We start from the raw sequence: 14098 nt of genomic DNA, 5'->3' as shown, positions 1-14098 counted from the left end.
TTCTGATAAGAAATATCCGATTAGGAAAACTGATTTCTAATTGGTTACATTTCAGCTAAGAACAGAGGAATGATTGGATTTATTTTTTAAATAATAAAAATATCGTTAAGAAACCAAACGAACTTACAACATAAAATGGTTAGGTAAAAATGTAACCAATAGATAGATAATGGTTTATAACTATATTATTAATTCACATAAAATTAACAAAATCGTGTATAACACGAAATAAATAAACGCAATTTTTGCTGGTAAAATAATTACTATTTCTATGAAAAAAGTTTTTCTGTACTGTTTATCCTTTCTATTTTCAACCTTACTAATAAATGCACAAGAAAAAACCATTCAAGGAATTATATCTGATTCTGAAGGAAAGCCGATTGAAGATGCTTATATAAAGAATATAACTACTGGCTCAGAAACCTATAGCAATGAAAACGGCAGTTTTAGTTTGTCAGCTAACCTTTCTGATTCAATTAAAATTGAACATTTTAATTATGAACCTTATAAACTAAATAACATTACGAGTGAAAATCTTAAAATAGTGCTGGAAAATAAACATCAGGAAGTAGAAAAACAAGTAGGTGAAATAGTGATAACAGCCTTAGGTATTACTAAACAAGATAAAAAGGTTGGTTACTCTACACAGGAAATAAAAAATGATAAAGTAGAAAAAATAACTACTCCTAGCCTGGGTAATTTATTTACCGGTCAGGTAGCCGGATTGCAGGTGTCAAATCCCACAGGATTGCAGCAAGCGGCAGTTTTTAAACTCAGAGGAAAAGACCCTTTAATAGTTATAGATGACGTTCCTGTTTCTCAGGAAACATTTGAATCCTTATCACCCAACGAAATCAATAGTATCAATATTTTGAAAGGAACGTCAGCATCTGCTCTATACGGCTCCAGAGGAAGAAATGGGGCAGTAATGATTACTACCAGATCTGCCAAGAAAAATGGAATAAGTATAGAATTATCCCAAAGTTTACTTTTTTCTTCCGGTTTTACATTAAGGCCACAGACTCAAAAAGAATATGGTAATGGTTCAAATGGTAAATATGAATTTTGGGATGGAAAAGACGGAGGAGTAAACGATGGTGATATGATATGGGGACCTAAGTTTGTAACAGGATTAAAATTACCTCAGTGGAACAGTCCGGTAAGGGATAAGCAGACTGGCGAAATTATACCTTGGTACGGAACCACTGAAGATACACCCTATGCCGATCAGTCTAGATATGAAAGAGTACCGATTGATTGGACCTACCACGATAATCTTAAAGAGTTTATGAAGACAGGAATGATCCAAAATACAAATTTTTCAATAAATTTTAAAAATGAAAAAGGGAAATATAGAGTATCAGGTAACTATATAAATATGGTCGATAGGATTCCAGGGTCCAGATTAAGTAAAGGAGGATTAAACTTTACTTCATCCACCTTACTAGCAGAAAATCTGGAATTTAAAGCAGGCCTTTCTTATAGTCGACAATTTAGTCCCAATATTCCTAATTATGAATACAATCCAAGTGGGCATATGTATACCGTTTTAATATGGATGGGAGGTGATGTGAACGGCAGAGATCTGAAAAACCATCTGTGGCTGCCCGGACTGGAAGGATACAAACAGGCAAACTGGAATTATGCTTGGTACAATAACCCTTGGTTTGGAGCTGAATATTATAAAAATAAAAGAGAAAAAGAAATCATAAACGGAAGGTTAGGACTGACGTATTATATTACTGAAAAACTAAAACTACAAACTAAAGTTTCATTAATCAGTAATCATATAGACGATGAAACACGGAGTCCAAAATCCTATTTTAATTATAGTGCTTCCCGCGAAGGAAAATTCGGAATCAGAAAAAGGAAATTTACAGATGTAAATTATGATATACTGGCATCCTATGATACTCAATGGGGAGATAATATAGAATTCACTGTAAATGCTGGAGCTTCCGGATATTACAATGAATATACGGATGAAAGCTCAGAAACTGATGGATTGCTCATCCCCGGGGTTTATAATCTGGGAAACTCTTCAGGAGCAGTAAAAAGTAAAAATTTTTTAAGTAAAAAAGCAATTTACAGTTTGTACAGTACTGCAGAACTAGGAATATATCGATTCATTTATCTGGCTCTTGCAGCTAGAAACGACTGGTCATCAACCTTACCTGAAAATAATCGTTCCTTTTTCTATCCCTCAGCTTCCCTCAGTGTATTATTATCTCAGATAATTCATATGCCCCGGCAGGTTAATTACCTGAAATTATATGGCTCTTGGGCAAAAGTTTCCGGAGACTTAGATCCTTATAGCTTAAAATCATATTATTTAAATAATCAGTTAGGTCATAACGGAAATCCGGTAGCAGTTTATCCAACAGATTTGGTTAACTCAAACATCAGACCCGAGACTACCATTTCCTATGAAACAGGTATAAGTTCAGCATTTTTTTCCAATCGGCTATCTCTAGATATTGCTTTGTTTCTGGCTAAAGATAAAGATCAAATAATAAGACTTCCCGTTTCTGAAAGCTCTGGATTTGAAACTCGCCTGGTTAACGGAAATGAATACACTACCCGGGGAGTAGAAGTATCTATAGGAGCAACAGTTATAAAAAACAAAAATTTTAGCTGGAAGACACTAATTAACTGGAGCACAAGCGTAAAAAAAATCACGAAAATATATGGTAATGCTTATCGGTTCGGTGATTTAAAAGTAAATGACCGTGCAGATGCATATTATGATTATGGATGGATGAAATCAGTTGATGGAAGAGTTATACTGGATGCCGGTACGGGTTTACCCACCCGGGATAATTATAAAACTTATCTGGGACATTTTGCACCGGACTGGACCTTCGGCTTTAACAATACATTTAAAATTAATAATTTTAAAATAGATATAGGAATTGATGGAAGCATTGGAGGGGTTATGAGATCGGAAGTAGTAGAAAAAATGTGGTGGGGAGGGAAACATCCCAAGTCCACTCAATATAGAGATTTGGAATATGCTAAAGGAGAGGCGGTATATGTTCCACAGGGTGTTAATATAATTAGCGGAGAATTAATCAGAGATGTAAACGGAAATATCATTTCGGATACTCGTATCTATCAGGAAAATACATCAACAGTCAGTTGGCAGACTTGGGCACAAAACTACCCTTATAAAGCAAGAGTCACTCAAAAAGAAAACAGTGAATTTGCAAATGTTTTCGACAAAACATTTGTCAAATTGCGCTCAATTATTCTCGAATATGATTTTTCTTCTTTGTTAAATGAAAAGCATGTATTTAAAGGTATAGCAGTTAATATCTTTGCCTATAACCTACTGATGTGGAAGAAATCTAAGAACCTGTATTCCGATCCCGATTTTAACTTTGAAAACACTAATGACATACAAGACCCCTCAACCCGTTGGCTGGGAATTGGATTTAATGTTAAATTTTAAGTAATCTCAATTATGAAATATTTTCAAAAATTAGTAATGTTTATTATTTACACACAATTTGCGGTTTCATGCTCAAACTTGGATGATATTAACGAAAATCGTAATTATCCTTCTCAGGTATCTCCCCAGTTGCTTCTTACCAAAATACAGAAAGAAGCTGGAAAAGTAGAAGGCTTGGATCCACTTTACAGTGTGCGTATGGTTATTTTAACCAGTGAAGAAAATCCGTATCAGTATTATAAATGGAATTCCGGGAAATTTGATGACTATCTGAACTTATTGCAGGTAATAAAAATGATTGAAGAAGCCAACCGGGTAAATAATACTAATTACTTGGCCATTGGAAAATTTTTCAGAGCCTTTTATTTTTATCGTCTTACACTTACTTTTGGAGATATCCCATACAATGAAGCATTGTCAGGAGAAACGCAGGAAATTTTTACCACACGTTATGATACGCAGGAAACAGTATTAGAAGGAATCTTAAATGAATTGGAAGAAGCTGTAAATATGATAAATGCTACACAATCGGTCAATGGAGATTTATACTATAGTGGAAACATGCAAAAATGGAGAAAACTTATGAATTCATACCGATTAAAAATTTTACTGTCCTTATCTAAAAAAACTAAGGTAGGTTCTATAATTATAGGTCAGAAATTTAAAGGAATTTTTGAAAATGAACCTATTATTTCTTCCAATTCTGACAATGCACAATTGCCGTTTTATGATCAGGAAGGAAGCCGGTATACTCAATTTAACAGTAGCACGTACGCTTCAAGTCTTTATCTGTCAGATTCTTTTATAGAGTTTTTCAGAGAAAGAAAAGACCCGCGAATATTCACCTTTGCCCAGCAAACTGTAGCCTCGGCAGAAAAAGGGATTCCCATTACAGATTACAATTCCTATCACGGAGGAAATCCTATAGTACCCTATGCAGAAAATGAAAAATTAGTGGCAGAAAAAAATATATCTAAAATAAATAATCGTTTTTATTCAGATCCGGTGAACGAACCATATACTCTGTTAAGCTATTCCGAAACCGAGTTTATTCTTGCAGAAGCCACAGTAAGAGGATGGATTGCTTCAAATGCTGGACAGCACTATGAAAATGCAATTAAAGCTTCATTTGAATACTATCAAACGTACGTTAAGAATGCTGAGAACTATTTTAAAAATTTCAATATGAATGAATATTTATCTCAGGAATCAGTAAAATACAAAACGGAAAACACACAATCCCAGCTAAATCAGATTCTCACTCAAAAATACATGATCATGTTTCATCAGTCTGGTTGGACAGCCTATCAGGATTACCTTAGAACAGGATATCCTGAGCTACCGCAACAACAACAGATATCAGCTCCGGTTCGGTGGATGTATCCTATCACCGAATATAACAAAAATCCTGTAAATGTAAAAGAGGCTATAGAACGTCAGTTTGGCGGAAATGACAATACACGTTCAACTCCCTGGTGGTTAAAATAATTAAATTACGAATAAAAAAAATGAAAAAGATGAAAATTACCGTACTCATAACCCTTTTTTTAATAATAGTTGACAGTAATAAAATACAATCTCAGGAAAATAAAGTTTTTCTGATTACACTGGACGGATTAAGGTGGCAGGAATTATTCAGAGGAGCTGAATGGGAGCTTCTTCAAGACAAAAACTATACACAGGATATAGAACGGCTAAAAAATAAGTTTTGGAAAGAATCGGATGAAGAACGAAGAAAAGCCTTATTTCCTTTTATATGGGACAAAGTAGAAAAACAGGGAGTAATCATTGGGAACAGAGATAAAAATAGCAGGGTTAACGTAAAAAATGGAATGCATTTTTCTTATCCGGGATATAATGAAATTATAACAGGAAAACCTGATGATACAAGGATTAATAATAATAATAAGGTAGGGAATCCTAATGTTTCCCTCTTTGAATTTGCAAATCAGGATCCTATGTTTAAAGGTAAAATAGCCATATTTGGAGGATGGGATGTTTTTCCATTTATATTTAATGAAGAAAGAAGTAAGCTTCCCGTTAATGCAGGTTATAGACATAGCTTGTCTTCAAACCCATCATTTCTTGAAAAATTTTTGGACAAATTTCAGGATGAAACACCTAAACGTTGGCAGGGAGTCCGATTCGATGTTTTTACCCATAACTATGCATTGGAAACAATCAAGAAAGAAAAACCCAGATTAGTTTTTATTGGTTATGGAGAAACGGACGATTTTGCTCATGACGGATCTTATAATCACTACTTGGAATCGGCTCATGTAAATGACCAAATGATCAGAGAATTGTGGGAATATGTACAGTCAGATTCCTATTATAAAGATCAAACTACATTTATAATTACGACTGATCATGGCAGAGGTACAGGAGATCATTGGAAAGACCATTATTTTGCAATTCCCGGTTCATCAGAAACCTGGCTGATTTTAATCGGTAATCAGGTTCATCCTCCACTATTTGACAAAGAACAATATTATAATGATCAAATTGCCGCTACAATAGCAAAAATTCTACAAATTGATTATAAACCCAAAGATGTTGGAAGTGCCCTTTATTAAAATATCCTGTAGTAAGTATTAAGTAAAACGATAAATTTTGATTTATCGTTTTTTTATATAATTTATTCAGTAAATAACAGATTTAACAAGAATTTTTGCTTCTGACTTTATTCTTATATTCAGCAAATTTTTCAATACTATAGACTGAATCAATTGTACCTCCCTCTAAAATACCTATTCTATCGCAGCAATTTTCAAGGGTTTCCATAATATGCGAACTAAGAAGGATGGTTTTCCCAAGACTTTTCAGATGATTAATTAGTAGATAAAGTTTTTCAACACTTTCAAAATCCAGGCCGTTAAAAGGCTCATCTAGTAAATAGATATTCCGATTTAGTAAAGTAGCTCCGGTTATAGCAAGTTTTTTCTTATTTCCAGTAGAAAAATTTTCAACGTACTGCTCCAATTCAAAGGAAAAGTATTCTTTCCATTTATAAAGAGAATCTGAAAAAGTGAAAAAATCAAGATACTCTTTACATTTCATAAAAGGATAAAAATAATTTTCTGCTTCAACATAAGAAAGATTCTTTTTCTCAAGAGTTTTTCCCTTAAATAAAACTTCTCCCTTGTATTTATTGTTTTGATAAATACTTTCGAAAAGTGTAGTTTTGCCAGCCCCATTCATACCAAGAATTCCGAAAACTTCACCCATAGGAATAGTTAGATTTAGTTTGTTAAGGACGACCTTAGAACTATAAGACACAAGTAAATTTTTAATTACTAACATACACTGAGATTTTCTTATTTGCAATTTGAGTGTTATTACGTATAGAATATAAGCTGGGTACAATAAGTATAGATTTGATCAGTAAAATAATCAGCAGAACAGGATTGAATTCGATGATTCTGCGATTATCTGAGTAATTTTTATACTTTCTGGAAATAATTTCTAAAATAAATAAATTGACAGGAAAAAAAAGTAATAAAAATTCAGAGTATAAAGTATTTATAAATCCAAATAGAATGAATGGAGGAATGATTATTACGTTAAAAACCTTTAAAGATATTTTATATTTTTCTACTAATGAAAACTTTTGAAAATAAGATTTATATAACTCTTTAGGTTCCAAATATTTGTAAATCTCTATAAATGAAGATAAAACCAACAGCAACATAACTATATAAGTAAATGGATGATAACTGGATAAAAAAAGTAAAATATATAAAATCAGGTAAGAAAATATGTTTTTTCTTAACGCAGATTTCCACTCGAAAATATGCACAGGCAAAAGATCAATAATTTTAAGTTGCAATATATCCATATTAAAAGAGATCTTAGGAGATAAGATTGCCCAGAGAAAACAGAATATAAGTATTTTAAAATCAGTAATTTTTGAGTAAATCAATAATGTAACAAAAGCAAAGACGATGAGATTTTCTTGTATTTGCATCAGAAAAGATTTATTTTCAAATAGCTTAGCTAAAAATTTTGTATCCCTTCTTTTATTAAGAAAAGAAAAACAAGTGAAGTATATAATTAAATAAATGTAATCAGGCAGTTTTATAAAATAAAGTATGATACTTGCAACAGTCAAACAAACAGAATAATCTAAGCTGTTATTTAGTAACCGTAGAATTTGTTTACATCTAAAGTATAAATATTTTAAAAATAAGCGGTTTTTCAAATCATTCAATTTACAGATTAGTTAAATATATTATAACTTTGTTACAAATTAATGTATCTTTCCAAGGATGAAAAATAAAATAATAGAAGGATTTTCCAGATTAGGTAAAATAGATAAAATTAAGTGGTTGGTAAACAATTATACAGACAACTCTGAAGAAGTTCAAAATATTTTAACACAATATTGGAATGAAGATGCCGCTTTACAAAAATTGCATGAAGAATTTTCTGAAAATACAATATCCAATTTTTATATGCCCTATGGAATTGCTCCGAATTTTTTGATAAACAATGAAGTGTTTGCAATACCTATGGCTATAGAAGAAAGTTCAGTTGTAGCCGCAGCCTCAAAATCTGCTAAATTCTGGTTAGATAAAGGAGGGTTTAAAACCTCTATCCTTGGAGCTTCAAAACTGGGACATGTTCATTTCATTTTTAAAGGTAATCCAGAAAAATTAAAATCATGGTTTGCCTTATATTTACAAGAAGAACTTTATAAGCAAACAAAAGATATAACTCGTAATATGGTATTACGGGGTGGGGGGATAAATGCTATTGAATTGATTGACAAAACTTCAGAATTAGAATGCTATTATCAGATTCAGGCTTCGTTTGATACAAGAGATAGCATGGGAGCTAATTTTATCAATTCATGTTTAGAACAGTTTTCTCAAACATTAAAATACGAAATTCAAAAAGCAGAAAGTTTTACTGAAGACGAAAAAAACTCTATGCAGATCATAATGTCCATACTGTCTAATTATACTCCTGATTGCTTAGCACGTGCAGAAGTAAGCTGTAAAATCGAAGACTTAATTGATGAAAGTGGAATTTCTCCTCAAGAATTTGCCTGGAAATTTAAACAGGCAGTTGAGATAGCTGAAATAGAACCTTACAGAGCTACCACACACAATAAAGGAATTATGAATGGGGTAGATTCCGTAGTAATAGCCACAGGTAATGATTTTAGAGCCGTGGAAGCCTGCGTACATACGTATGCCTCACACTCTGGAAAATATAGGAGTTTGACCCATTGTGAAATTCATAACGGCATTTTTAAGTTTTGGTTAGATTTGCCTTTATCGTTAGGGGTTGTCGGAGGATTAACCAAGCTTCATCCTCTGGTTATTGCATCCTTGCAGATTTTAAACAAGCCCTCTGCCGAAAAACTCATGCAGATAGTAGCCGTAGCAGGGTTAGCTCAAAATTTTGCTGCATTACGTTCTTTAGTAACTACAGGTATTCAAAAAGGGCATATGAAAATGCACCTTTTAAATATACTAAATCAACATGCAGCAACAGAAGAAGAAAAAAATTATTTTGTAAGCTTTTTTAAAGATAAGACAGTTTCTCATCACGTAGTGATTTCAGAGTTAGAAAAACTTCGCAACAAGTAATATATAGCAATTTAAAAAATTGTATAAAAAGCCGGATGATTTCGGCTTTTTATATTTAAACATATTTATACCAAAGATTATTAAAGAAAAAAATGATAGAAATATATCTATTCCACACATATAAATTAAGAGTCAAATGATAGTAACACAATTAGGAAGTATTTACTATACATTTGAAATTAAGAAAATAGTGATAATTTAGCGTAGATAAAAATAATATATAGATGAAAAGAATAATTTTAGGATTATGCCTATCCGTATTAACCCTTATACCAGCCAAAGCAGATGAGGGAATGTGGTTAATGATGCTTATTAAGCGTTTAAATTACGTTGATATGCAAAAAGAAGGACTCAAATTAACCCCCGAAGAAATATACAGCGTTAATAACTCAAGTCTAAAAGATGCAATTGTAAGTTTTGGTGGGTTCTGTACAGGTGAAATTGTTTCTGACCAAGGACTGATACTTACAAATCACCATTGTGGATATTCTAACATTGCTGCGCTTTCTACACCAGAGCATGATTATTTAAATGATGGTTACTGGGCTAAAAATAAAAAAGAAGAAATTCCCGTAAAAGGATTGTATGTCCGTTTTTTAATACGAATGGGAGATGCAACAGAAAGAATAAATGCCCGGCTTAATCAAAAGAAAATTACTGAGAAGCAAAGACAGGAAATAATAAAAGAAGAATTTGAAAAAATAGAACAGGAAAATAATGAAAAGGGGAAATATACAGTTGTAGTGCGATCTTTTTTTCAGGGAAATGAATTCTATTACTTTGTATATCAGGATTTCACCGATATACGATTTGTTGGAGCTCCTCCGGCATCTATTGGTAAATTTGGAGGAGATACAGATAATTGGGAATGGCCGAGACATACCGGAGATTTTTCTATGTTCAGAATATACGCTGATAAAGCGGGGAATCCTTCCGAATACTCTGAAAATAATATAGCATATCAGCCTAAGCATTCGTTGCCTATAAATATTTCCGGAATAAAACCCGGAGATTATGCTATGATTTTAGGATATCCCGGTGTTACCAGTCGATATCTTACATCTTATGGAATACAGCAATTAGTAGAATATGAATATCCACCATTTATTGAAGCGTCCAGACATGCGTTGGATATATTGAAAAAACATAGTGAAAAAGATAAAGCTATAGAATTAAATTACGCAGGAAAATATGCAAGTATAGCAAATTACTGGAAAAACAGAATCGGAATGATTGAAGCTATAAAAAAAAATGAGGTTATAGCTTATAAAGAAAAAGAAGAAAAAGAATTTACACGATGGGCATTACAATCCAAAAATAAAGATAAGTATTCCTCCGTTTTGTCCAGTCTTAAAAACTATTACCAGCAAACTAACCTTATGGTTGCAGATAAAATGTATTTATTTTGGTTTTTGAGAGCCAGTTCTTACGTGAGTATGCCCAACCGTATAGGAGATATGCTTTCTACTTATCTGGATCAGTCAGATGAAGGAAGAGAAGCAATGAAACCTAAATACATCGAAACTATCAATTCAATGTATGAAACCCTTCACCCGGAGGTAGAAAAAGAGCTGGCAAAAGAGCTTCTTCAATTATATGTTGAAAGAGTACCGCTAAAAAATCAGCTTAAATCCATTTCACAAGGTAAAATTACTGTAAATAACATAGAAAATTTAACAGAAAGCTCTTTATTTAAAGATAAAGAATCCATTATCAACTTTATTAACCATCCATCCAAAGAAGTTTTACACAACGATCCCCTCTATGTATTGTCTAAAGAAGCAGCAACTACATTAATGAACAAAACTGAGGGAGAGATTCAATTAAACGACACATTTGAAAAGTCTCAAAGACTTTTTATTGATGGATTAAGAAAAACTTTCCCTAAAAAAGTCTTTTACCCTGATGCTAATTCAACCATGAGACTAACCTACGGAACAGTTAAAACCTTAATGGATAATCCGGAAAAACCCAACGATGCCCGATTAAATTATTACACAACCTTAAAAGGTATGATTGCTAAATATAAAAAAGGTGATGCGGAATTTGATTTACCTCAGAAGTTGATCGATTTATACAATTCAAAAGATTATGGAGATTATGCTAATGAATATGGGGAATTACCGGTTGACTTTCTTTCAGATAATGACATAACTGGAGGGAATTCAGGTTCGCCCGTCATTAATGGTAATGGAGAACTAATAGGATTGGCATTTGATGGGAACTGGGAAGCCATGAGTGGAAATATTCAGTTTGACGAAAAGTTACAGCGATGTATAAATACGGATATTCGATTTGTATTATTTATAATAGAAAAATATGCAGGAGCAGAAAATCTAATTAACGAAATGAAAATAGTAAAATAAGTATTAATAGATATAAGTAGAAATTACGGGCGGGCGTCAAATGATTTTGGCGCCCGCTCGAATATAAAAACCCGTTCGTATGATTTAACCATTAATTTAAATATTAGTTTTTGTACAACTATAGATATTGCAGAACGACATCCCAATTAAAAGAGGGTGAAGAGTTAAGTATATCCTAGAATAGATGAATAAAAATAGAGTAGGATAAGAAGGAAATAAAATCGGGTTAACAGTGGAAAATAGGAGAAGTGAGAGAATTGGAAAAAAAAGGTTAAAAAAAGGTAAAAAAAAGTTAATGATTTATCTAATTGTTTAATAGTGAGTTATAGGTTTGGGGTTAAAAAAAGTCAAAAAAAAGTGCAGAAATATTTGGAGGATAAGAAAAAGTCTGTATCTTTGCACTCGCAATCCGGAATTACTGAGATAACGAAAGTAGCGAAGGGGCGCAAACAAAGAAGATCGTTGACATAAAGTTTCTTTTTTAAGAATGAAAAAAGAGACACAAGATAAAAAGACAAAACAGCAAACCTGGAATAATAACAAAGTTAATTCCATTTGAGTTTTAGGGATAACTACCATGTTAAAGAAACAAAAATTTTACAATGGAGAGTTTGATCCTGGCTCAGGATGAACGCTAGCGGGAGGCCTAACACATGCAAGCCGAGGGGTATTAAGGAGCTTGCTTCTTGAGAGACCGGCGCACGGGTGCGTAACGCGTATGTAACTTGCCTCTATCACTGGGATAGCCCGGGGAAACCCGGATTAATACCGGATATACTAAGTAGTAACCTTACTATTTATTCAAAGATTTATCGGATAGAGATAGGCATGCGTAGGATTAGTTAGTTGGTAAGGTAACGGCTTACCAAGACGATGATCCTTAGGGGGCCTGAGAGGGTGATCCCCCACACTGGAACTGAGACACGGACCAGACTCCTACGGGAGGCAGCAGTGAGGAATATTGGACAATGGGTGAGAGCCTGATCCAGCCATCCCGCGTGAAGGACGACAGCCCTATGGGTTTTAAACTTCTTTTGTATGGGGATAAACCTATCTACGTGTAGATAGCTGAAGGTACCATACGAATAAGCATCGGCTAACTCCGTGCCAGCAGCCGCGGTAATACGGAGGATGCAAGCGTTATCCGGATTTATTGGGTTTAAAGGGTCCGTAGGCGGATTTGTAAGTCAGCGGTGAAATCCTACAGCTTAACTGTAGAACTGCCGTTGATACTGCAAGTCTTGAATAGTATTGAAGTAGCCGGAATGTGTAGTGTAGCGGTGAAATGCATAGATATTACACAGAACACCAATTGCGAAGGCAGGTTACTAAATACCGATTGACGCTGATGGACGAAAGCGTGGGGAGCGAACAGGATTAGATACCCTGGTAGTCCACGCCGTAAACGATGGATACTCGCTGTTGGGCTTTAGGGCTCAGCGGCTAAGCGAAAGTAATAAGTATCCCACCTGGGGAGTACGACCGCAAGGTTGAAACTCAAAGGAATTGACGGGGGCCCGCACAAGCGGTGGAGCATGTGGTTTAATTCGATGATACGCGAGGAACCTTACCAGGGCTTAAATGGGAATTGACGTACCTAGAAATAGGTATTTCTTCGGACAATTTTCAAGGTGCTGCATGGTTGTCGTCAGCTCGTGCCGTGAGGTGTCAGGTTAAGTCCTATAACGAGCGCAACCCCTGCCATTAGTTGCCAGCGATTCAAGTCGGGAACTCTAATGGGACTGCCGGTGCAAACCGCGAGGAAGGTGGGGATGACGTCAAATCATCACGGCCCTTACGCCCTGGGCCACACACGTGCTACAATGGCCGGTACAGAGGGCAGCTACACAGCGATGTGATGCGAATCTCTAAAGCCGGTCTCAGTTCGGATTGGAGTCTGCAACTCGACTCTATGAAGCTGGAATCGCTAGTAATCGCATATCAGCCATGATGCGGTGAATACGTTCCCGGGCCTTGTACACACCGCCCGTCAAGCCATGGAAGCTGGGGGTGCCTGAAGTCGGTGACCGTAAAAGGAGCTGCCTAGGGTAAAACTAGTGACTGGGGCTAAGTCGTAACAAGGTAGCCGTACCGGAAGGTGCGGCTGGAACATCTCTTTTTTAGAGTACAGGAGTTATCACAAGATAACCCAAATGGAATTATTTTATTCCAGGAGTTTGTCTGTTTATTATTTAAGCTATAAATAATTATAATGATTAATATATAGTAATAAACAATAAGATTAAAAAATATCAAGTGTCACATGAAAGCAAAGAAAAATAAAAAAAGAAACACACAATATAATAACACACCCCTGGAACCATCTACGAGCACAGGAAAGACAGAAAGAGCTTAAAGTAAGTACAGGAAAGACCAAACAGACAGAGTCTCATAGCTCAGCCGGTTAGAGCGCTACACTGATAATGTAGAGGTCGGCAGTTCGAGTCTGCCTGAGACTACAAGATGACCAAGGGGAATTAGCTCAGTTGGCTAGAGCGCCTGCCTTGCACGCAGGAGGTCAAGGGTTCGACTCCCTTATTCTCCACAAGTATTAATAAAAATAACGAAAAAGCGTTATTTTTATAAAAGATACAAGATTATAACAAGTGTTGTTATACAGATCATTGACATTACTGGGATTTTATATAAAGAAATTAAACCGAGCAGCCGTCCTGAAAGGCGGC

7 protein-coding genes, 2 tRNA genes and 1 rRNA gene are annotated in these 14098 nt (G+C 34.6%); 8 read left to right on the top strand and 2 right to left on the bottom strand.

All coding sequences use genetic code 11. The annotated features are described in order from the left end of the window. Positions 1-271: 271 nt before the first annotated feature. The 3 genes from EOV51_RS03575 to EOV51_RS03565 are packed head-to-tail and all read left to right on the top strand — an operon-like array spanning position 272 to position 6027. Entirely contained in the window at positions 272-3451 is a 3180-nt protein-coding gene (locus EOV51_RS03575; protein ID WP_128149925.1) for a SusC/RagA family TonB-linked outer membrane protein, read from the top strand. A gap of 12 nt (positions 3452-3463) precedes the next feature. Then, complete coding sequence (locus EOV51_RS03570) at positions 3464-4939, top strand: SusD/RagB family nutrient-binding outer membrane lipoprotein (protein ID WP_128149923.1); 1476 nt, start codon at positions 3464-3466, stop codon at positions 4937-4939. Positions 4940-4959: 20 nt separating this feature from the next. Next, the gene (locus EOV51_RS03565) at positions 4960-6027 is read left to right on the top strand and encodes an alkaline phosphatase family protein (protein WP_228427706.1); all 1068 of its coding nucleotides are present in this window, start codon (positions 4960-4962) and stop codon (positions 6025-6027) included. Positions 6028-6109: 82 nt separating this feature from the next. Here EOV51_RS03565 and EOV51_RS03560 read toward each other — a convergent pair whose 3' ends face one another. Then, on the bottom strand, positions 6110-6754 hold the full coding sequence (locus tag EOV51_RS03560) for an ATP-binding cassette domain-containing protein (RefSeq protein ID WP_128149921.1): 645 nt from the start codon (positions 6752-6754) through the stop codon (positions 6110-6112). Then, positions 6741-7289 (bottom strand): hypothetical protein, encoded by a 549-nt coding sequence (locus tag EOV51_RS03555; RefSeq protein ID WP_128149919.1) that lies wholly within the window; start codon positions 7287-7289, stop codon positions 6741-6743. The genes EOV51_RS03560 and EOV51_RS03555 overlap by 14 nt, the downstream gene beginning before the upstream one ends. Before the next feature lie 430 nt (positions 7290-7719). On the opposite strand from EOV51_RS03555, the gene EOV51_RS03550 reads away from it, so the two are divergent. From EOV51_RS03550 to EOV51_RS03530, 5 genes are all read left to right on the top strand, one after another. After that, positions 7720-9048 carry a hydroxymethylglutaryl-CoA reductase, degradative gene (locus EOV51_RS03550; protein ID WP_128149917.1) on the top strand — a complete coding sequence of 443 codons (1329 nt, stop codon included), beginning with the start codon at positions 7720-7722 and terminating at the stop codon, positions 9046-9048. A gap of 224 nt (positions 9049-9272) precedes the next feature. Beyond that, positions 9273-11414 carry a S46 family peptidase gene (locus EOV51_RS03545; RefSeq protein ID WP_128149915.1) on the top strand — a complete coding sequence of 714 codons (2142 nt, stop codon included), beginning with the start codon at positions 9273-9275 and terminating at the stop codon, positions 11412-11414. A gap of 599 nt (positions 11415-12013) precedes the next feature. Then, a 16S ribosomal RNA gene (locus EOV51_RS03540) occupies positions 12014-13534 on the top strand. 265 nt (positions 13535-13799) lie between these two features. Next, positions 13800-13873 (top strand) — tRNA-Ile (locus EOV51_RS03535). A 12-nt stretch (positions 13874-13885) separates the two neighbouring features. Next, a tRNA-Ala gene (locus tag EOV51_RS03530) sits at positions 13886-13959 on the top strand. The last annotated feature ends 139 nt before the right edge of the window (positions 13960-14098 follow it).

It is taken from the genome of Apibacter raozihei, assembly GCF_004014855.1.
Lineage (GTDB): Bacteria > Bacteroidota > Bacteroidia > Flavobacteriales > Weeksellaceae > Apibacter > Apibacter raozihei.
The sequence above is the reverse complement of the archived record's forward strand: the minus strand, read 5'-3'. Positions and strand labels throughout refer to the sequence as shown.